The sequence below is a fragment of the Streptomyces sp. NPDC056480 genome, assembly GCF_042795405.1.
Taxonomy (GTDB): Bacteria; Actinomycetota; Actinomycetes; order Streptomycetales; family Streptomycetaceae; genus Streptomyces.
In genome coordinates this window covers 1-19,937 of record NZ_JBHTSA010000067.1, presented here as the reverse complement: position 1 = coordinate 19,937, position 19,937 = coordinate 1, and the positions used below count along the sequence as shown (strand labels likewise).

At 73.3% G+C, this 19,937-nt stretch carries 16 protein-coding genes; 8 read left to right on the top strand and 8 right to left on the bottom strand.

All coding sequences use genetic code 11. The annotated features are described in order from the left end of the window. Positions 1–48: 48 nt before the first annotated feature. From ACFQ79_RS26025 to ACFQ79_RS26010, 4 genes are all read right to left on the bottom strand, one after another. Complete coding sequence (locus tag ACFQ79_RS26025; RefSeq protein ID WP_310591794.1) at positions 49–132, bottom strand: putative leader peptide; 84 nt, start codon at positions 130–132, stop codon at positions 49–51. 237 nt (positions 133–369) lie between these two features. Next, entirely contained in the window at positions 370–939 is a 570-nt protein-coding gene (locus tag ACFQ79_RS26020) for a GNAT family N-acetyltransferase (RefSeq protein ID WP_383587593.1), read from the bottom strand. 207 nt (positions 940–1,146) lie between these two features. Next, positions 1,147–2,448, bottom strand: a complete 1,302-nt coding sequence (locus ACFQ79_RS26015; RefSeq protein WP_383587590.1) for a GAF domain-containing protein — start codon at positions 2,446–2,448, stop codon at positions 1,147–1,149. Between the two features lie 277 nt (positions 2,449–2,725). Then, the gene (locus ACFQ79_RS26010; protein ID WP_383587587.1) at positions 2,726–4,423 is read right to left on the bottom strand and encodes an acyl-CoA dehydrogenase family protein; all 1,698 of its coding nucleotides are present in this window, start codon (positions 4,421–4,423) and stop codon (positions 2,726–2,728) included. A 17-nt stretch (positions 4,424–4,440) separates the two neighbouring features. On the opposite strand from ACFQ79_RS26010, the gene ACFQ79_RS26005 reads away from it, so the two are divergent. After that, positions 4,441–5,565, top strand: coding sequence for a YihY/virulence factor BrkB family protein (locus tag ACFQ79_RS26005; RefSeq protein ID WP_383587584.1), 1,125 nt, complete (start codon positions 4,441–4,443; stop codon positions 5,563–5,565). Between the two features lie 27 nt (positions 5,566–5,592). Further along, positions 5,593–6,366, top strand: coding sequence for a helix-turn-helix domain-containing protein (locus ACFQ79_RS26000; RefSeq protein WP_383587581.1), 774 nt, complete (start codon positions 5,593–5,595; stop codon positions 6,364–6,366). Here the strand turns inward: ACFQ79_RS26000 and ACFQ79_RS25995 are convergent. Then, complete coding sequence (locus ACFQ79_RS25995; protein ID WP_383587578.1) at positions 6,267–6,716, bottom strand: VOC family protein; 450 nt, start codon at positions 6,714–6,716, stop codon at positions 6,267–6,269. The genes ACFQ79_RS26000 and ACFQ79_RS25995 overlap by 100 nt on opposite strands. Before the next feature lie 341 nt (positions 6,717–7,057). Between ACFQ79_RS25995 and rsgA the strand changes: the two genes are divergently transcribed. Both rsgA and ACFQ79_RS25985 read left to right on the top strand, forming a co-directional pair. Next, entirely contained in the window at positions 7,058–8,170 is a 1,113-nt protein-coding gene (gene rsgA / locus ACFQ79_RS25990; RefSeq protein ID WP_383587575.1) for a ribosome small subunit-dependent GTPase A, read from the top strand. An 81-nt stretch (positions 8,171–8,251) separates the two neighbouring features. Then, positions 8,252–9,709: a DNA-3-methyladenine glycosylase 2 family protein gene (locus ACFQ79_RS25985; protein ID WP_383587572.1), complete on the top strand. Its 1,458-nt coding sequence runs from the start codon at positions 8,252–8,254 to the stop codon at positions 9,707–9,709. On the opposite strand, the gene ACFQ79_RS25980 is transcribed toward ACFQ79_RS25985, so the two are convergent. The 3 genes from ACFQ79_RS25980 to ACFQ79_RS25970 all read right to left on the bottom strand — a co-directional run bounded on the left by ACFQ79_RS25980 (position 9,630) and on the right by ACFQ79_RS25970 (position 11,793). Then, positions 9,630–10,028 carry a PPOX class F420-dependent oxidoreductase gene (locus ACFQ79_RS25980; RefSeq protein WP_383587569.1) on the bottom strand — a complete coding sequence of 133 codons (399 nt, stop codon included), beginning with the start codon at positions 10,026–10,028 and terminating at the stop codon, positions 9,630–9,632. The genes ACFQ79_RS25985 and ACFQ79_RS25980 overlap by 80 nt on opposite strands. A gap of 77 nt (positions 10,029–10,105) precedes the next feature. Continuing rightward, complete coding sequence (locus tag ACFQ79_RS25975) at positions 10,106–10,588, bottom strand: DUF456 domain-containing protein (protein WP_383587566.1); 483 nt, start codon at positions 10,586–10,588, stop codon at positions 10,106–10,108. Positions 10,589–10,809: 221 nt separating this feature from the next. Then, positions 10,810–11,793 carry a helix-turn-helix domain-containing protein gene (locus ACFQ79_RS25970; protein WP_383587563.1) on the bottom strand — a complete coding sequence of 328 codons (984 nt, stop codon included), beginning with the start codon at positions 11,791–11,793 and terminating at the stop codon, positions 10,810–10,812. 233 nt (positions 11,794–12,026) lie between these two features. Between ACFQ79_RS25970 and ACFQ79_RS25965 the strand changes: the two genes are divergently transcribed. The 4 genes from ACFQ79_RS25965 to ACFQ79_RS25950 all read left to right on the top strand — a co-directional run bounded on the left by ACFQ79_RS25965 (position 12,027) and on the right by ACFQ79_RS25950 (position 19,835). Further along, positions 12,027–15,788 (top strand): S8 family serine peptidase, encoded by a 3,762-nt coding sequence (locus tag ACFQ79_RS25965; RefSeq protein ID WP_383587560.1) that lies wholly within the window; start codon positions 12,027–12,029, stop codon positions 15,786–15,788. A gap of 81 nt (positions 15,789–15,869) precedes the next feature. After that, on the top strand, positions 15,870–17,576 hold the full coding sequence (locus ACFQ79_RS25960; RefSeq protein ID WP_383587557.1) for a protein phosphatase 2C domain-containing protein: 1,707 nt from the start codon (positions 15,870–15,872) through the stop codon (positions 17,574–17,576). Between the two features lie 41 nt (positions 17,577–17,617). Then, complete coding sequence (locus ACFQ79_RS25955) at positions 17,618–19,360, top strand: pyruvate dehydrogenase (protein WP_383587554.1); 1,743 nt, start codon at positions 17,618–17,620, stop codon at positions 19,358–19,360. Between the two features lie 25 nt (positions 19,361–19,385). Then, positions 19,386–19,835 (top strand): ATP-binding protein, encoded by a 450-nt coding sequence (locus ACFQ79_RS25950; RefSeq protein ID WP_383587551.1) that lies wholly within the window; start codon positions 19,386–19,388, stop codon positions 19,833–19,835. Positions 19,836–19,937 lie beyond the last annotated feature (102 nt).

Below are 19,937 nucleotides of genomic sequence, written 5' to 3'. Positions count from 1 at the left end.
GGTCGGGCAGAGTCGTGCTGAAAAGTGATCGCGGCGGTGCTGGTTCTCTCAGCGCGCCGGACAGATGGCGCTGGACATGCGGCCTAGGTCGACGTGCCGCCGACTCACCAAGGCAATTCCAGTTCCAGACATGACGGAAGCGTGTCATGGGACTTTGGACCCAGTCCAGCATCGTCCAGAATATGGACGTAGTCGTCTCGCTTGATGAGATGGTGTGGTGTGGGTCACGCGAAAGGGGCCCTGATCAGGGCCCCTTCACGGGTCTCCGGTACGAGACACCGGGCGGGACGTACCGCGCGGCGTGCACCGAGGGCGCGCACCGGGGAGCAGGCGCCGAGGAGCACCTACCGCGCGGCGCGCCCGACGGCGTCAGGCGTGGGCGCCCGGCCACGGGCCCGGGGTCTCGGTCTCGTCGACCTCCTCCACCTTGGTGTCGAAGAGCCGGAAGCCGCGGCGCTCGTAGTTGGCCATGGCGTGCGGGCCGTCGAGCGAGCAGGTGTGCAGCCAGACGCGCTTCGTCGCCTCCCGCTCCGGCCAGCGCTCGGCCAGGTCCCAGGCCCGCGCGACCCCGTACGACAGCAGGTGACCACCGATCCGGCGCCCCCGGAAGGCCGGGATCAGGCCGAAGTAGACGATCTCGACGACGCCGTCGTCCTGCGGGTCCAGCTCCACGTACCCGGCCGGCGTCCCCCGGTCGTACGCCACCCAGATCTCGGCGCCCGGCTTGTCGACGATCTCCTGCCACTGCTTGTACGTCAGCGCCAGCCGGTCGTTCCAGCGGATGTCGCCGCCGACCGCCGTATAGAGGAAGCGGCTGTACTCCGGCGACGGGACCGCGGCCCGCGCGATCGTGATGTCGTCACCCTCCGGGACGGGGGAGGGACGCAGATCGGACGGTGAGGTCTGCTCAAGGGACCAGGTGGTGAGAGTGATGCGCATGGGTTCATCGCATCACGACCCCGTTCGGCGGGGCGACCGGGGGGCCGTGCGGCCGGGCCCCCGGGCCGGGGTGTCCGCATGCTGGACGGCCGTGGCCGGAACGGGGACGTGAGCGCCCCGAGCGCCCGGCCCACGCGCGCACGTGCCCACGTGCCCGCGCGCCCCACGCGTTCGTGCCCGTGCGGGGCGCCCCCGCGCCTCCGCGCGCTACGCGTTCGTGCCCGTGCGGGGCCCCCGTACCGCCGGTGCCAGGGAGTGGGGCAGCAGGTCCGCCGGGCGCTCCGGGCGCAGGACCTCCACCGCGACCTCCTCGCTGAAGCGGTACGGGCGGTGCGCCAGGACCCCGGCCAGGTTCCGGCGTACCCGTGACATCTCCGCCCGTACGGTCACCGTCCGCGTACGGTCCCCGAACACGTCGTCCGCCAGCTCCGCCGCCGTCCGCCCGTCCCGGTGCATCGCCAGGACGTAGAGGAGCTCCGCGTGCCGGGGGCTCAGCTCCTGCTGCCAGCTGCCCGCCGCACCGGAGACGGACACCGTCCAGCGGCGCGGCCTGCTCAGGTCGAGGATCACCCGGCTCGCCGCCGCCGTGCCCGGCTCCTCCGGCGGCGTCTCCTCCTCGACCCGCAGCAGCCAGCCGCCCGGCAGCGGCTCCACCGCGCACACGCCGAGCGAGGGCAGCCACATCCGGCCGGACCTGAAGGACTTCGGCAGCGCGATCCGGTCCACCGGCGCGAGCCCCGTCACCGCCGCCGTCCAGCCGTGGGTGTCCACCGCCACGGCCCGGCCGCCCACCCGGCACAGGATCGGCGCGGCCACCGCCCGCAGCCGTTCGACCGAGCTGCGGTGCCGCTCCCGCATCTCCGCCTCGGCGAGCTGGGCCACCGAACCGACCAGGGCCAGCATCGCCGGATGGAAGCTGGACGCGGGACCGCTCACGTCCACGATGCCGAGCAGCCGCCGGTCGCGCGGGTCGTGCACGGGCGCGGCGGCGCAGGTCCAGTTGTGGAGCGCCTGGACGTAGTGCTCGGCGGAGTGCACCTGGACCGCCCGGCCCATGGCGAGGGCCGTGCCGACGGCGTTCGTCCCGGTGGTGTGCTCGGTCCAGGCCGCGCCCTCCTCCAGGCAGATGCCGTTCGCCTGCCGCATCACCGACAGGTTCCCCTGCCGCCACAGCACCCGGCCGTGCTCGTCGGTGACCACCATGATCTGCAGGGAGGTGTCGGCGATGCCGGCGAGGCCGTCGCTGAGCGTCTGCATGACCTCGGAGAGGAGCGTGGTTCTGCGCCGCTGCTCCAGCTCGTCGCGCTGGAGCAGCACACTGCTCGTGCCCTGGTCGGGGTCGAGCCCCAGCCGGGCCATCCGCTGCCAGGACGCGTCGATCACCGCGCGGGGCGCGATCGGCGGCGTGCGGCCGGCGAGCGTCTCCTCGCGGACCCGGTGGAGCAGCCGGGTGGCCTGAGCGGCGTCCATGGCGGCGAGGCGCTTCATGTCGAGCTGCGTGTTATTCATCGGTCTCTCCCAGCCACCCGGGGTGCTGTATCGGTTCTGCACGGGGCAGATGTCCGGAGTGTCGGTGCCCATCGTGCCGTTCGGAACCGTCCGGCGAGGCCCGGTTCGGGTAATCCTGCAACCCTTTGCAACTCTGGTCGCCGACCCGCCCCCTGGGCGAAGCTGGTGCGAGCGGCGGGTGGTGCCGTGTCGGCGCAGCACCACCCCCGCTTTTCCGCGCGTGCCGACCCTTGCGGTCCACCCCTGGCGCGCGCGGCGAACTTCCCCCGGACGTACGTCAGTCGCTCGTGACCTCCACCCGTGCCCGCTCCACGAGCGCCCGCAGGTCCAGCGTGTGCGGCAGCGTCCCGAAGGCCGCGCCCCCGTCCCCGCCCAGCCGCGACGCGCAGAACGCGTCCGCCACCTCCGGCGGTGCCCACCGCACCAGGAGCGCCCCCTGGAGGACCAGCGCGAGCCGCTCCGCGAGCCGCCGCGCCCGCGCCTCGATCCCGTCCAGGTCCGCCAGTTCGACGAGCAGCCCACGGATCGCCCGGTCGAGCCGGTGGTCCGCGCCCCGGGCCGCCCCGACCTCCCGCAGGAAGGCGTCCAGCGCGGCGGGCTCCGTCCGCAGCACCCGGACCACGTCGAGCGCCTGGACGTTCCCCGAGCCCTCCCAGACCGAGTTGAGCGGCGACTCCCGCAGCAGCCGGGGCAGCCCGGACTCCTCGACGTACCCGTTGCCGCCCAGGCACTCCAGCGCCTCCGCCACCATCGGCGTGCACCGCTTGGTGACCCAGTACTTCGCCACCGGAACGGCGATGCGGAGCAAGGCCCGCTCACGCTCGGCGTGGTCGCCGCCGCCGGATTCGCCGGCGCGATCGGTTGCGGTGGTGCCTTCGGCGGCGTCGTAGGCCGCCGCGAGACGCATGCCCAGGACCGTCGCCGCCTCCGACTCCAGGGCCAGGTCCGCGAGTACGTTCCGCATCAGCGGCTTCTCGATCAGAGGGCCGCCGAAGGCCTCGCGGTACGCGCAGTGGTGCACGGCCTGCGCCACCGCCTGCCGCATCAGGGCCGCCGAACCCAGGACGCAGTCGAGCCGGGTCGCCGCCACCATGCCCATGATCGTGCGGAGCCCGCGCCCCTCCTCGCCGACCCGGCGCGCCCAGGTCGTCCCGTCGAACTCCACCTCGGCGGAGGCGTTCGAACGGTTGCCCAGCTTGTCCTTCAGGCGCTGGATCGCGAACGCGTTGCGCGAGCCGTCCGCGAGCACCCGCGGCACCAGGAAACAGGTGAGCCCCGCCGACGCCTGCGCGAGCACCAGGAAGGCGTCCGACATCGGCGCCGAACAGAACCATTTGTGCCCCGTCAGGACGTACTCCCCGTCGGCCGCCAGCGGGCGCGCCTCCGTCGTGTTCGCCCGGACGTCGCTGCCGCCCTGCTTCTCCGTCATCGCCATCCCCAGCAGGACACCCGGCTTCTCGGCGACCGGGCGGAGCTCCCGCTCGTACACGTGCGAGGTCGCCGCCGGCTCCCACACCTCGGCGAGCTCCGGCTCGGCGCGCAGCGCGGGCACGGCGGCGTGCGTCATCGACAGCGGGCAGCCGTGGCCCGCCTCCGCCTGTGACACCACCAGGAACCCGGCGGCCCGGCGCACATGACCGCCCGGGCGCCCCCACGCGTCCGTCAGCCCGGCCCCCACCGACTTGCCGAGGAGCCGGTGCCAGGCCGGATCGAAGTCCACCTCGTCGATCCGGTGGCCGTACCGGTCGTGGGTCCGCAGCCGCGGCGGGTGGGCGTTCGCCCGCTCGCCCCACTCACGGACCTGGGCCGAACCGGCCGCCTGACCGAGCACGACGAGGTCCTCGCGGACCTCCGCCCGGAGCTCCGGCGCGAGGTGTCGTTCGACTGCCTCCGTCAGGACGGGATCGGTCATGAAGACGTCGTACCCGACCAGGGGCGGAGCCTGGTTGGTCACGGTGTGGGTGCTCGCTGCCATGCCGATACGGTAAGCAGGTGCAGGCAGCAAGCGAAACACCCGAACGGCCCGAGCGGCGGCCCTGGAGCAGGCTCCACCGCGCGCGCGTCCTCTACCGCAACGTCTCGAAGCGGAAGATGGTCTGGCTGCTCCTCAAGGACACCGTCAACTCGTGCATCGAGTACCGGATCCTCGGCCTCGCCGCCGAGGCGGCGTTCTTCACCCTGCTGTCGCTGCCGCCGCTGCTCCTCGGCCTGATCGCCCTCCTCGGCTACGCCGACGACTGGACCAACACGGACACCGTCGCGAGCATCGAGGAGAACATCCTCCGCGCCGCCGGAACGGTCCTCTCCGACCGCGGGGTGCACGACATCGCGAAACCGCTCCTGGACGACGTGACCCAGGGCAAACGCCCCGAGCTGGTCTCCCTCGGCTTCGCGATCGCCCTCTGGTCCGGCTCGCGCGCGGTGAACGTCTTCATCGACACCATCACCGTCATGTACGGGCTCGACGGCCACCGGGGCATTGTGAAGACCCGGCTCCTGGCCTTCCTGCTCTACATCGTGGCCCTGATCATCGGAGCGGTGGTGCTGCCCCTCGCGGTCGTCGGCCCCGACCGGGTCGTCGAACTCGTCCCCTGGGGCACCGAGGTCGTCGCCGTCCTCTACTGGCCGGCCGTCATCCTGCTCTCCATCGCCTTCCTCACCACGCTCTACCACGTGTCCGTGCCCGTCAGATCGCCGTGGATCGAGGACATCCCGGGCGCCCTCGTCGCCCTCGGGATGTGGATCCTCGGCAGCTTCCTGCTGCGCATCTACCTCACCAGCCAGGTCGAGGGACCGACGATCTACGGTTCCCTCGCCGCCCCCATCGCCGTCCTCCTCTGGATCGGCATCTCGGCCTTCGCCGTCCTGGTCGGCGCCGCCGTGAACGCGGCCATCGACCGCGTCTGGCCCTCCGTCGCCACCGCCGCCGCCCGTGAGGCCAACGACCGGGCCCGCGCCATCCAGGCGGCGGAACTCGTCGCACGCGTGCGTGCGGAGGCGGAGGACGTCGACGAGGACGACCCGGACATGCCGTCCGAGTTCCCCGAGCGCTGGTCCCGGTTCCTGCCCCCGGACGACGTGAAGGCCCGCCTGCACTCGGGCTGGGAGAAGGACTGACCGACCGGCGGGGCCTATCGTCGAGGTGTGTACGAGGAGCGCCCCGCCCTGCTCGACGGAGCCGTCCTGTGGACCCGGACCGCCGGCCCCGCCACGGACGCCGTCCGGCCCGTGCTGCCCGACGGCTGCATGGACCTGATCTGGGCCGACGGACACCTCCTCGTCGCAGGACCCGACACACGCGCGTACGTACCGGGGGAGTCCGCCGCGCGGTACGCGGGAATCCGCTTCGCCCCCGGTGACGCGCCCGGCTTCTTCGGGGTCCCGGCCCACGAGCTCCGCGACCGGCGCGTCGCCCTCGGCGCGCTGTGGGGCGAGGCCGAGGCGCGGCGACTCGGCGAGCGGATCACCGGGGCCCCCGACCCGGCCGCGGCCCTGGACGAACTCGTCCGGCTCCGGGCCGCCGGGGCCCCCGCGCCCGACCCGCTGCTCAGGGCCGTCGTGGCGCGTCTCGCGGCCGGCCGCGCGGTCGCCGAGACGGCCGACGCGGTCGGGATCGGCGCCCGGCAGCTGCACCGGCGGTCCCTGGACGCCTTCGGCTACGGCCCGAAGACCCTCGCGCGCGTGCTCCGGCTCCAGCGGGCGCTCGCCCTTGTCCTGACCGGCGTGCCGTACGCCGAGGCGGCCGTCCGCGCGGGCTGCGTCGACCAGGCCCATCTCGCACGCGAGACCAGGGCGCTGGCCGGGATGACGCTCGGCGCCTACGTGGCGTCCGTGGCGGAGCCGGTCGAGTCGGCGGAGTCGGCCGAGTCGGCGAACAGGGAGACGCCCGAGCCGTCCGGGTCGAGGACCACGGCGTAACGCTGCCCCCAGACCGCGTCCCAGGGCTTCAGATGCCCCCGGTACCCGGCGGCGAGCAGCTCCTCGTACACCGTGTCCACGGCCTCCGGCGTCGCGCACCGGAAGGCGAGCTCGATCCGGTTGCCGCCCTCGGGCGGCCGTCGGCCGGGGTCGAAGGACCGGACGACGTCCTCCGTGTCCCAGGCGATCCGCAGTCCGCCGGGCAGCACGGCCTCCACGTGCGGGGCGGACTCGGCCCCGGCCGGGATCTCCAGGCCGAGACGGCGGTAGAACGCGAGCGAGGCGGCCATGTCGGAGACGACGACGCCGACCAGGTCCAGGTGCGGGGTGATGCGGGGTGCTGTGTCCATGAGGGCACGGTAGGCAGGCCGTCCCCGGCCGGTCTTGTACGAATCGGACCTCGGCCCCGGTCGGATCATGGCCGGAACAGGGCTCCCGGCGGAGGCCGAGAATAAATGCGTGGCGTGGTCCGAAGGGGCCGCGCTAAGGTCATGCCGTTCTCACGGACCGGCCGTTGTGCCGGCCGTGACCGTCGCTGTGTGTGATCCAGGAGGTGTGACCGATGGCTGTCGACACGACGGGCGTTGCCCGCATTCAGCAGTTCGTTCACTCCACCTCCGTGGTCGCCGGCTGACCTTCCTTCTGCACGCCGATCGGCGTGTGCCGGGGCCACCCCTGTGAAGGGTCCCCCTTGTCTTTCCCGCTTTCCCCCACCACTTCCTCTTCTTCGCTGCTCGACGCCCATGGCTGGGACGCCGGGTGGGCCACCGCCTTCGCTCCGTACGCCGCCCAGGGACTCGTCCCCGGCCGGGTGATCCGGGTCGACCGCGGCCAGTGCGACGTCGCCACCGCCGAGGGGATCGTGCGCGCCGACACGGCGTTCGTGACCCCGCACGACCCGCTCCGGGTCGTCTGCACCGGCGACTGGGCCGCGATCGACCCCGAGGGCGCGAGCGACCCCCGCTACGTCCGGGCGTGCCTGCCGCGCCGGACGGCCTTCGCGCGCTCCACCTCGTCCAAGCGGTCCGAGGGGCAGATCCTCGCCGCCAACGTCGACCACGCCGTCATCACCGTCTCGCTCGCCGTCGAGCTCGACCTCGGCCGCATCGAGCGCTTCCTCGCCCTCGCATGGGAGTCCGGTGCCCAGCCGACCGTCGTCCTCAGCAAGGCGGACCTCGTGCCCGACCCCGTCGGGCTCTCCTACCTCGTCGAGGACGTCGAGACGGTCGCCCCCGGCGTCCAGGTCGTGCCCCTGAGCTCGACCACCGGGGAAGGCCTCGACGTGCTGTCCGCGGTGGTCGCGGGCGGTACGACCGTGCTGCTCGGCGTCTCCGGCGCCGGGAAGTCGACCCTCGCCAACGCCCTCGTCGGCGAGGACGTCATGGACGTCCAGGCCGCCCGGGACATCGACGGCAAGGGCCGGCACACCACCACCACCCGCAACCTCTTCGTCCTCCCCACCGGGGGAGTCCTCATCGACACCCCCGGTCTGCGCGGAGTCGGCCTCTGGGACGCGGAGACCGGCGTCGGCCAGGTCTTCTCGGAGATCGAGGAACTGGCCGCGGACTGCCGCTTCCACGACTGCGCCCACGAGTCGGAGCCCGGCTGCGCCGTGGCCGCCGCCATCGAGGACGGCTCGCTGCCGGTGCGCCGCCTGGAGAGCTACCGCAAGCTGATCCGGGAGAACCAGCGGATCGTGGCCAAGACCGACGCCCGTGTGCGCAGCGAGATCCTCAAGGACTGGAAGCGCAAGGGCGCGGAGGGCCGCCACGCCATGGAGATGAAGCGCGGGCGCGTCCGGTAGCGGGCGGTGCGGGGGACGCGCGCGGGTGTACCTACGGGGGAGGGTCGTCGGCCCGGCGTCCCTCCCCGCTCTCGCAGCGCCGTGTCCGAAAACCGCGAGCCGGGGGTCGTCGGCCGTCGCACACTGGGAGACGTGAAGGACGACGACACCCGCTACGAGGCGGTCAGCAGCAGGGACGCACGGTTCGACGGAGAGTTCTTCTTCGCCGTCCGCACCACCGGCATCTACTGCCGTCCCAGCTGCCCCGCCGTCACCCCCAAACGGCAGAACGTCGCGTTCTTCCCGACGGCCGCCGCAGCCCAGGGCCACGGCTTCCGGGCCTGCCGCCGCTGCCGCCCGGACGCCGTCCCCGGCTCCGCCGCCTGGGACGTACGGGCCGATGTCGTCGGGCGCGCGATGCGGATGATCGGCGACGGAGTCGTCGACCGTGAGGGCGTTCCCGGCCTGGCCGGGCGCCTCGGCTACAGCACCCGGCAGGTACAGCGCCAGCTGACCGCCGAGCTCGGCGCCGGACCCGTCGCGCTCGCCCGCGCCCAGCGGGCGCACACCGCGCGGCTGCTCCTCCAGACCACCGGGCTGCCGGTGACCGAGATCGCCTTCGCGGCCGGCTTCGCCAGCGTCCGCCAGTTCAACGAGACGATCCGCGCCGTCTACGCCCGCACCCCCAGCGCGCTGCGCGCCGAGGCGGGCAGCGGCGCCGGAGCCCGTACCGCGCTCGCGGCCGGAGTACCGCTGCGGCTCGCCCACCGGGGTCCGTACGCGGCCGGCGAGGTCTTCGACCTGCTCGCGGCCGAGGCCGTGCCCCGCGTGGAGGAGATCGCCGGCGCCCCCGGCGCCCGCACCTACCGGCGCACCCTCCGCCTCCCGTACGGCACCGGGATCGTCTCCGTCGACGAGCGCTCCGCCGGGCGCTGGCTGGAGGCCCGGATCCATCTCACCGAGCTGCGCGACCTCACCACCGCCGTGCACCGGCTGCGCCGCCTCTTCGACCTGGACGCCGACCCGTACGCGGTCGCCGAGCGTCTCGGCGCGGCGCCCGGGCTCGCCGCCGAGGTGGCCGCCCGGCCCGGCGTGCGGTCCCCGGGGACGGCCGAGCCGGAGGAGTTCGCGCTGCGGACCCTGCTCGGCGCGGCGGAGTCCGCCCGGGTCGTCGAGACGCACGGCACCCCGCTGGCCACCGGCTGCGGCAGCCTCAGCCATGTCTTCCCCGAGCCCCGCGCGCTGACCGGCCACCCCGTCGCGGGCCCGCTGGCCCGAGCGCTCGCCGACGGAGCCGTACGCCTCGACCCCGGAGCCGACCGCGACGAGGCCGAGGCCGCACTCCGCGCCGTCCCCGGAGTGACGGCAGAGGCCGCCGCCCTCATCCGCATGCGGGCCCTCGGCGACCCCGACGTACTCCCGGCGGGTGTCCCGGCCGCGGAGGAGTGGCGGCCCTGGCGCTCGTACGCCGCCCGCTACCTCAGGACTCCGCTCCCGGGGACTCCTCGAGACCCCAGCTGTGGATCCGGCGCGGACGGATCCGGATCACCTCCTCGCTGAAGTGCGGGCCCAGCGCGTGCGGGCCGACCAGGAGCTCCGCCTCGCCCCGGATCTCGACACCCCGCACCCGCCAGGGGCGGACGCTCGCGAGATCGTCCACGACCAGCGCCACCTTCGGGTTCGCCCGCAGATTGCGCCACTTCTTCGTACGGCCCATCGCGAGGCCGCCCACCAGGACGGTGCCGTCCTCCTGCGGGAAGAAGCCCACCGGATTGACCTGGGGCTGACCGGAAGGGTCGACCGTGGCCATCCGGGCGAGCTGCCGGCCACCCGTGAGATAGGCGCGTTCCGCCGCGCTGAAGCCCTCGAAATCCCTCATGGGACCAGCATCCTGCGACCGGGCCCCGGGCGGATCGGCGGACGGGCCCACTCGGCCTCCCCCTTCCGTCCTAGGTCTCAGCCCCAGAGCACCGCGCCCGCCCACGCCCCCACGACGAGCAGGCAGGCGAACAGCTCCACGAGGACGCTCGTGCCGGCCGCCCGCATCACCGTCCGGGTGGCCGCCCCGGCCTGGCCGTGGCCGCCCAGCCGGAGGCGTTCCGAGAGGTAGATCCCGCCGACGAAGCCGGGGATCGCGCCGAGCACCGGCACCAGGACGAAGCCCAGGAGGGCGCCCGCGCCGGCGTAGGTCACCATCCGCCGGGTGATGCCCACGCCCCGGAAGCGACGGGGTGGCAGCTGCCAGACGACCACCTGGGTGAGCAGCAGCAGACCGGTCGTGGAGGCGAGCAGGATCCAGGCGAGGTCGGTCCGCTCGTGCAGGGACCACCAGAGCATCGCGGCCCACACCAGCCACGTCCCCGGCACGCCGGGGGCCAGCACCCCGAACACGCCGAGCAACATCACCGTCGCGACCATCAGGAGCTGCCACACACCCACGCGCCCAGGGTCCCCCACAACCGGCGTCCGCGCAGGTCGCGGAGGGCATCCGGGTGCGGTGAGAGGGGGGGGCGTCCGGGGAGGGCGAGGGGGCGGGCGTCCGCGCACGGTGAGGACGGTGGACGGCCGGGTGCGGCGAGGCGGGCGGCCGGGGTACGGCGAGGTGGGCGGCCGGGGTACGGCGAGGGGCGCGGGTCGGGCGGCAGGGGGCGGAGGCCCGCTCAGCCGCGCGCCACCCAGCCCTTCTCGTACGCGTGCCAGCCCAGCTGCAGCCGGGTGGTCACCCCGGTCAGCTCCATCAGGCCCTTCACCCGGCGCTGCACCGTCCGGAGCCCCAGGTCCAGCTGCTTGGCCACGCTCGCGTCCGTCATCCCGGCGAGCAGCAGCGAGAGGATCTCCAGGTCCATGACGTCCGGACCGGGCGCCTCCTCCTCGGTGATCTGCGCACCCGCCCCGAGTCTCAGCGGCAGCGCGTCCCGCCACACCGACTCGAACAGGCCCATCAGCGATTCCAGGAGCCCGCTCGCGTGCACGACGATCGCCGCCGGTTCCGCGCCCCGCCCGGTCAGCGGGACCATCGCCAGGTTCCCGTCGGCGACCACCAGCTTCGTCGGGACCCGGTCCGCGACCCGGATGCGCTCCTCACGGCTGAGCGCCGCCGAGAGTTCGAGCAGTCCGGACGGGAGCGTGAGCACGTCCCGCTCGATCACCACCCGGTAGCGCACTCCCCGCCCGGCGGCCTGCTCCTCCGCGTCGTTCTCCATGCCGGAGACCGCGATCGGCTTGCCCGTGACCAGGGCGCAGACCTCGTCCTGCGCGCCCAGCTGGAGCTGGAGGAAGCGATGGGTGACGGCGCTCGCGCCGGTCACCACCTCCACCAGGTCGTGCACGGCCGCCTCGGCGGCCTCCGCCCGGTACTCCTCGGCCAGCAGCGCCGCCGCCAGCTCCGCCTGCTCCAGCTCGTGGCGCTGCTGGGTGAGGAGGGCGCCCAGGGCCACCCCCGGCGGCGCCGCCACCCACCGGCCCGTCCTGGCCGAGGACTGCGCGGCGAGGCCCTGCGACTCCAGACGGCGCAGCGCCCGCTCGGTGTCCAGCTCCGGCAGCGCGAGCCGGTGCGCCAGGTCGGTCACCTCGGCCGCGCCCAGCGCGACCAGCGCCCGGTACGCGGACTCCTGGCGCTCGTCGAGTCCTATCGCTCCCAGCATGGATGCCCCACCCCTCGCCCTACCTTCGGCGGCGAGCCCCGGATCTTCCCAGGACATTCACCGGAGGCATTCGTTCCGTTGGTGACCTGGCGGGAAACGGCCACGGCGTATTCCCGCCTCGCCCATCATCCCTGTACCGCCCTCACCTCTGCCAATGTGGCGCCACCGCAGCACCAACAGCCTCCGGAGACAGGTGTCTTGTGCCCTTTTTCCGGAATCAGATGGGGAGAGCGATGCGCCCGATTTCGCGTACGGCCCTGGGGGCGGCGACCGCCGTCGTCCTGGCCGTCACCGCGGTCGCGCCGTCCGTGGCGAACGAGCCGCAGGACGACACGGCCGGCAAGCGACCGCTGGTAGGGAGCGAGGCCGCGGCCCGCGCCGGGGACCGTCCCGTCACGGTGACCCTGGTCACCGGGGACCGCGTCGTGGTCGGCCGCGACGCCGACGGCAACCCCTCCGCCACCGCCCTGCCGCGCGAGGACGGAACCGTCCCCCTGGTCCAGGCCCGCCGCTCCGGCCAGGACCTGTACGTCTACCCCGAGGGCGCCACCGAGGCGCTCGCCGCGGGCCGCGTCGACCAGGAGCTCTTCAACGTCACCGGCCTCGTCCGGCAGGGCTACGACGACGCCGCGAGCGCGACGCTGCCCCTCATCGCGGTCTACGGCTCCGACCTCGCCCGCTCCGTCCCCGCCGCCCCGCGCGGCGCCCGGCGCGGCCAGGTCCTCAGGACCGTCGACGGCGTCGCGCTCAAGGCGGAGAAGAAGCAGGCCGCCACGTTCTGGGCCGAGGTGAACACGCCCACGGCCCGCTCCGCCTCCGGAATCAAGAAGCTCTGGCTCGACCGCAAGGTCCAGGCCACCCTGGAGCGCTCGACGAAGCAGGTCCACGCGCCCGAGGCCTGGGCCGCCGGCTACGACGGCACGGGCACCAAGGTCGCCGTCCTCGACACCGGCGCCGACGCCGAGCACCCCGACCTCGAGGGCCGGATCGCCGCCTCGGAGAACTTCACCGACTCCGACAGCACCGGCGACCGCCAGGGCCACGGCACCCACACCCTCTCCACCGTCGGCGGTTCCGGCGCCGCGAGCGACGGCAGGAAGAAGGGCGTCGCGCCCGGCGCGGCCCTCCTCAACGGCAAGGTCCTCAACGACTCGGGCTCCGGCGCCGCCTCCTGGATCATCGCGGGCATGGAATGGGCCGTCGCCCAGGGCGCCGACGTCGTCTCGATGAGCCTCGGCAGCCCCGTACCCACCGACTGCACCGACCCGATGAGCCTCGCGGCCGAGGAACTCGCCCAGAACAAGGGCACGTTGTTCGTCATCGCCGCCGGGAACTCGGGCCCCACCCTCAACACGGTCTCCTCGCCCGGCTGTGCGCCCAGTGTGCTCACCGTCGGCGCCACCGACCGCGACGACTCCACCGCGTACTTCTCCAGCCGCGGCCCGACGATCGTCAACCACACCCTCAAGCCCGAGATAGCGGCGCCCGGCGTCGGCATCTCCGCCGCGGCGGCCGGCGGCCGGGGCGTCTACGCCTACCAGTCGATGTCCGGTACGTCGATGGCCACCCCGCACGTCGCGGGCGCCGCCGCCATCGTCAAGCAGCGTCACCCCGACTGGACCGCCCAGCAGATCAAGGCCGCGCTCGTGGCCTCCGCCGAGAGCTCCGTCCCCGGCGACGTCCGCGAGGTCGGCGGCGGCCGCCTCGACGTCAAGGCCGCGATCGACCAGACGGTCCTCGGCTCGCCCGCCGTCCAGGGCGGCACCTACAACTGGCCGCAGGACAGGACCGACCGCACCACGGTCTCCGTCCCGTACACCAACACCTCCGGCGCCCCGGTCACCCTGAACCTGGCCGTCGAGAAGGTCACCGGCAACGACGGCTCCCGGGTGCGGAGTTCGGTCGCCCACCTCGGCAGGCGCACCGTCACCGTGCCCGCCGGCGCCACCGTCCAGGTCCCGCTGGAGCTCGACCCCGCGGCCCGCCTCGACCGCGCCCAGTACGGTGACGTCACCGGCCGCGTGGTCGCCACCGGCAAGGGCGGCCTCCATGTCTCCACCCCGTTCTCGCTCTACGTCGAGCCCGAAACGGTCACCCTGCGCGTCAAGTTGATCGACCGTCAGGGCGAGCCCGCCGCCGGAGCCTCCTCCCTCGATGTCATCGGCACCGACGTGGCCGGTGGCGAGCGCCGCTTCAACGACGGAGCGGCCGACCAGGTCTACCGGGTGCGCCCCGGCAGCTACTTCCTCTCCTCCTTCGTCACCACCCCGGACGCGGGTGAGGGCGCCACGCTGAACGACTCGCTCAGCTACCTCGGCCGCCCGCAGCTGGAGGTCGAGAAGGACACCACCGTCGTCCTCGACGCCCGCAAGGCCCACAGGCTGTCGGTCGCGACCGACAAGGCCTCCGAGGCCCGCGGCACCACCCTCGCGTTCGCCCGGTCGTGGGACGACTTCTGGCTGCACGCAGGCACCGCCGCCGGCGGGCGCACCATCCGCGGCTACTACGCCTCCGTCGAAGGCGCGGCCACCGAGGGCGACTTCGAGTTCGGCAGCTACTGGCGCACCGCGGCCCCGCTCATCACCTCCCTCCGCACCACCGACGGTCTGACCCTGCACCCGGTCACCGCCTCCACCGGCTCCGACAACCTCGACGGCACCGGCTCCGCCGGTCTCGTGGACGCCGGCACCGGCACCCCCGAGGAGCTCAAGGCCGCCGGAGTCCAGGGCCGCATCGCCCTGGTCCGCTTCCCCGACACCTCCAACTCGGCGCTGACGGTGGCCCGTAACGCCAAGGCCGCGGGCGCGGTGGCCGTCCTCGCGTACCGCACCGGCCCCGGCCGCTGGTACCCCGCGGGCGGCTTCGCCGGCGCCGGCTTCCCGGTCCTCGCCGTCGACTCCGCCGAGGGCACGGCCCTGCTCGGCAGGCTCGCCGCCGGCCAGGTCGGCCTCTCCTGGAGGGCCACGGCGAAGAGCCCGTACCTCTACAACCTCGCCTTCCCCGAGAAGGGGTCGATCCGCGGCGACAAGAACTACCGCGTCCGTGACGGGCAGCTCGGCCGCACCGAGTCGACCTACCGCGCCATGGGCCTCGCCAACGACTTCATCGACTTCAGCGGCGCCTCCCGGCCCAACGGCACGTCCGTCTCCTTCGCCGACCTCGCGCTGGTCTCCGCGCCGGGCACCCGCACCGAGTACTACACCGCCGGCGACACGAGCTGGGACCGGATGCTCTCCTCCAGCTTCCCCTTCGGCGAGTACATGATCGGCACCCCGCACACGTACCAGGCCGGCGAGCGACGCACCGAGCGCTGGTACGACGGGGTCGTCGCCCCCACCGCCCCGCGCGACGCCACCGGCAAGCCGGTCCTCGTCGCCGAGCGCCAGGGCGACTACATCGGCTTCTCCGCCGCGATCTGGGGCGACAACACCCACCACGGCGAGGCCGGTTCCTTCGGTGACATCGGCGGCATCCGCCTGAGCCGCGACGGCGAGGTGCTCGGTGAGAGCGGCTGGCCGTTCGGAGCCTTCCAGGTGCCCGCCGACGAGGGTACGTACACCCTCGAACAGAACGTCATGAAGATCGGGAGCAAGGTGTGGGCCCGCTCGAACTCCGTCAATTCGGTATGGAAATTCACCTCCAAGCTTGACGAGAGCGTCTATTCTCAGGGCATCCCGATTCTCTTCCCCCGGTACGACCTTCCGGAGGACGGACTCAAGACCCTCGCCGCGACCGGCGGCCAGCACATCGGCCTCACCGCGACGGGTCACGCGGGTTACACTCCCGCGGCGCTCACCTCGGCCAAGCTCTCGTACTCCTACGACGGGGGCACGACCTGGACCGAAGCGCAGGTCTCTCAGCAGGGCGGCCACTGGACCGCGACCGTGAACCACACGGGCGCGACCGGTAAGCAGGTCACCCTGAAGACCGAACTGACGGACGCCAACGGCAACTCCGTCACCCAGACCGTGGTCCGCGCCTACGACGTGCGCTGATCACGCCGGTCCGCCGGGCGTCCTTCCCGTGGGGGGTGGGGCCGCCCGGCGGACCACCCATTTGCAGCAACGGTTTTCCTGATGTCCCGTTTTCGGGCGCCCCGAGCGGTGGACAATAAGGGCATGACTCAGCAGGGGGACGACAACTGGTGGGACAAGCTCTACGACGAGTCGGCGCCGGACACGGCCCCGACGGCGTCGGGTGACACCCTCGACGACCACTTCACCACGGCGACCCGGGCCACCACGGGCCCGCCGGGTGCGACTCCGGGCCCGACGCCGGACCCGTGGGCCACGGCGGCCGTCCCGATCCCGGTGCCGCCGCCGAAGGCCGCCGCACCGCCGAGCCCGCCCTCCGCACCGCCGAGCCCGCCCTCCGCACCGCCGAGCCCGCCCTCCGCACCGCCGAGCCCGCCCGCCGCGCCGCCCGCCCCGCCCACGCCGCCGATGGCCGCCGCGCCGCCCCCGTCGCCGGGCCCCGCCGCACCCCTCGTGCCCGGCCGGGCGCCCTGGGAGGCGCGGCAGGAGGGCCCGCAGACCTTTCCGGCCCCGCCGCCACCGGCTCCGCCCGCCCCGCCCGTCGAGACGCCCACCGTTCAGGTCCAGGTGCCCGGGAGACCGGAGGACCGCGAGGGGTCCGAGCCCGAGACCGAGATCGAGCCCGGGTTCGAGCCCGGGCTCGCGTCCGGGTTCGCTTCCGGTTCCGCGTACGGGGACGAGGCGGCCCCGACCGGCGGTCCCGACTCCGGCTCCGATTCCGGCTCCGGACTCACCGTCGAGGTCTCCGTGCCCCGGCCCCGTACCGGATACGTCGGGAGCCGGCCGCCCACCTACGAGCCCGAGCCGACCGCGCTGCCCGTCGCCCGGCCCGGGGAGCTCGGCGAGCTGGTGTCCGACACCGTGCTCGACGGCGCCCGCTACGGCACCTGCACCCTGCGGGCCGCCTCCGTACGCGGTGACTCCGCGCGCTACCGGGGCGAGCCCCGCCGCGACGCCCTGCTCACCGCCCGCTTCGGCCACGACGAGACCGCCCTCGTCCTCGTCGCCGTCGCCGCGGGCTCCCGCGCCGCCGAGGACGCCCATCTCGCCGCCGCCGACGCCTGCCAGTGGATCGCCGAGGCCGTCTGCCGCAGTCACGCCCGGCTCTCCGAGGACATCAGGTCCGGCCGCCGCGGCGACCTCAAGTCGGGACTGCACCGGCTCACCGACCGCACGTACGGCAGGCTCCGCGCCCGCGCCGCCGAGCGCGGCCTCGCCCCCGACGAGTACACCGCGACCCTCCGCTGTCTGCTCGTCCCCGCCGACCCCGACTGCCGCACCCGGGTCTTCTTCGGCATCGGCGGCGGCGGTCTCTTCCGGCTCCGCGACGGCGCCTGGCAGGACATCGAGCCGCTGCTTCCCGAGCCGGCCGCCGTCACCGGCGCCCCCGTCGTGGGCTTCGGCTCGCCGCCCCCGCAGGACGTCGCCTCCGAGACCGAGGAGGGCGACCGGCTCACCATGGACCTCGGCATCACGACCGCGCCGGGACCGCTCGTCGAGGAGCCCGTACCGCCGCCCGCCGAGCCGTTCCGCTTCCGCGCCTCCGTCGCCCGCCCCGGCGACACCCTGCTCCTCGCCTCGCCCGGCCTCGCGGAGCCGATGCGCGGCGAACCCGCCCTCGCCCGCGAGCTCGCCGCCCGCTGGGCCGACGCCGAGGCGCCCGGCCTCGCCGCGTTCCTCGCCGACACCCAGCTGAGGGTGACCGGCTACGCCGACGACCGTACGGGGGTGGGTGTCTGGGAGGCGTAGTCCACCGGGCGCGACCCGCCGGGCCATGGGTTGATGGAGCCATGGCCAAACAGAACGTGGCGGAGCAGTTCGTCGACATCCTCGTCCGCGCGGGAGTCCGGCGCCTGTACGGCGTCGTCGGCGACAGCCTGAACCCGGTCGTCGACGCGATCCGCCGCACCCCCGCGCTCGACTGGATCCAGGTGCGGCACGAGGAGACCGCGGCCTTCGCCGCCGGCGCCGAGGCCCAGATCACCGGTGGCCTCGCCGCCTGCGCCGGCTCCTGCGGCCCGGGGAACCTGCACCTCATCAACGGCCTGTACGACGCCCACCGCTCCATGGCTCCGGTCCTGGCCCTCGCCTCGCACATCCCGTCGAGCGAGATCGGCCTCGGCTACTTCCAGGAGACCCACCCCGACCGGCTGTTCCGCGAGTGCAGCCACTACAGCGAACTCATCTCCAACCCGAAGCAGATGCCCCGGCTGCTCCACACGGCGATCCAGCACGCCGTCGGCCGCGGCGGCGTCAGCGTGGTCGCGCTGCCCGGCGACATCGCCTCCCAGCCGGCCCCGGAGAAGGCCGTGGAGACGGCGCTCGTCACCACCCGGCCGACCGTCCGCCCGGGGGACGCCGAGATCGACGCCCTGGTCCGGATGATCGACGCGGCCGACCGGGTGACGCTCTTCTGCGGCAGCGGGACGGCCGGGGCACACCCCGAGGTGATGCAGTTCGCCGAGCGGATCAAGTCCCCCGTCGGCCACGCCCTGCGGGGCAAGGAGTGGATCCAGTACGACAATCCGTACGACGTCGGCATGAGCGGACTGCTGGGCTACGGTGCCGCGTACGAGGCCACCCACGGGTGCGATCTGCTGATCCTGCTCGGCACCGACTTCCCGTACAACGCCTTCCTGCCCGACGACGTCAAGATCGTGCAGGTGGACGTCCGGCCCGAGCACCTCGGCCGCCGTTCCCGGCTCGACCTCGCCGTCTGGGGGGACGTCCGGGAGACCCTGCGCTGCGTGATCCCCCGGGTCCGGGCCAAGACCGACCGGCGCTTCCTCGACAAGATGCTCAAGAAGCACGCCGACGCGCTCGAAGGCGTGATCAAGGCCTACACCCGCAAGGTCGAGAAGCACGTCCCGATCCACCCCGAGTACGTGGCCTCCATGATCGACGAACTCGCCGACGAGGACGCCGTGTTCACGGTGGACACCGGGATGTGCAACGTCTGGGCGGCCCGCTACCTCAGCCCCAACGGGCGTCGCAGGATCATCGGTTCGTTCAGCCACGGCTCGATGGCGAACGCGCTGCCGCAGGCCATCGGCGCTCAGTTCACCGACCGGAACCGGCAGGTCGTCTCGTTCTCCGGCGACGGCGGATTCTCCATGCTGATGGGCGACTTCCTCACCCTCGTGCAGTACGACCTGCCGGTGAAGGTCATCGTCTTCAACAACTCCTCGCTCGGCATGGTCGAGCTGGAGATGCTGGTCTCCGGGCTTCCCTCGTACGGAACGACGAACAAGAACCCGGACTTCGCGGCCATCGCCCGCGCCGCCGGGGCCTACGGCGTACGGGTCGAGAAGCCCAGGCATCTGGCGAGCGCCCTCAAGGACGCCTTCAAGCACAAGGGTCCGGCCCTGGTGGACGTCGTCACCGACCCCAACGCGCTCTCCATCCCCCCGAGGATCAGCGCCGACATGGTGACCGGCTTCGCCCTCTCCGCCAGCAAGATCGTCCTGGACGGGGGAGTGGGCAGGATGGTCCAGATGGCCCGTTCCAACCTGCGCAACGTGCCCCGACCCTGAGGGAATGCGGGCGTTTCGGCGGGGCATGCATCCCCGTGAGCCTGTTCGACGCGATCTGTGGGTGGGGGATATGGCCGGGGAGGCACGACAGCCGACTCAACTGCTCAGAAAGGTGGGATGCGCGGATCTCACCGCGGTGCCGGAGGTGCGGCACGCCTTGCGTGAACTGCTCCGGAAATGGGGCGGACCGGGCGCCTCCGACGTGGCGGAACTGCTCACCAGCGAGCTGGTGACCAATGCCCTGATCCACACCGAGCACGGGGCCGTCGTGACGGCGACGGTCGTGCCCGAGCAGCTGAGGGTCGAGGTCCGCGACTTCGTCCCCGGCATCGCGCCACCGCACGTACCGCGCGCCGACGACGGTACGCACGGCAGGGGGCTGATCCTCGTCGAGGCCCTGGCCGACTCCTGGGGAGTCGAGAACCACGGGGTGGGCAAGGTGGTGTGGTTCGAACTGAACGGCGGGGCCGCCTGAGAGGCGGCCCCCCCGGGGTGCGGTGGACGGACCAGTCTCTTATAAACAAAAACGATCCCACGAGACCCAATTCGATCTCGGTTTGCGGGTTGTGGGTGTAAA

What these genes read in the sequence shown, in the direction of transcription:
- ACFQ79_RS26015 (WP_383587590.1), bottom strand. Translation starts at nt 2,448, where the DNA reads ATGAATAACACGCAGCTCGACATGAAGCGCCTCGCCGCCATGGACGCC.
- ACFQ79_RS25965 (WP_383587560.1), top strand. Translation starts at nt 12,027, where the DNA reads ATGCGCCCGATTTCGCGTACGGCCCTGGGGGCGGCGACCGCCGTCGTC.
- ACFQ79_RS25955 (WP_383587554.1), top strand. Translation starts at nt 17,618, where the DNA reads ATGGCCAAACAGAACGTGGCGGAGCAGTTCGTCGACATCCTCGTCCGC.
- ACFQ79_RS25980 (WP_383587569.1), bottom strand. Translation starts at nt 10,028, where the DNA reads ATGAGGGATTTCGAGGGCTTCAGCGCGGCGGAACGCGCCTATCTCACG.
- ACFQ79_RS25950 (WP_383587551.1), top strand. Translation starts at nt 19,386, where the DNA reads ATGCATCCCCGTGAGCCTGTTCGACGCGATCTGTGGGTGGGGGATATG.
- ACFQ79_RS25970 (WP_383587563.1), bottom strand. Translation starts at nt 11,793, where the DNA reads ATGCTGGGAGCGATAGGACTCGACGAGCGCCAGGAGTCCGCGTACCGG.
- ACFQ79_RS25960 (WP_383587557.1), top strand. Translation starts at nt 15,870, where the DNA reads ATGTCCCGTTTTCGGGCGCCCCGAGCGGTGGACAATAAGGGCATGACT.
- ACFQ79_RS26025 (WP_310591794.1), bottom strand. Translation starts at nt 132, where the DNA reads ATGTCTGGAACTGGAATTGCCTTGGTGAGTCGGCGGCACGTCGACCTA.
- ACFQ79_RS26010 (WP_383587587.1), bottom strand. Translation starts at nt 4,423, where the DNA reads ATGGCAGCGAGCACCCACACCGTGACCAACCAGGCTCCGCCCCTGGTC.
- ACFQ79_RS25995 (WP_383587578.1), bottom strand. Translation starts at nt 6,716, where the DNA reads ATGGACACAGCACCCCGCATCACCCCGCACCTGGACCTGGTCGGCGTC.
- ACFQ79_RS26020 (WP_383587593.1), bottom strand. Translation starts at nt 939, where the DNA reads ATGCGCATCACTCTCACCACCTGGTCCCTTGAGCAGACCTCACCGTCC.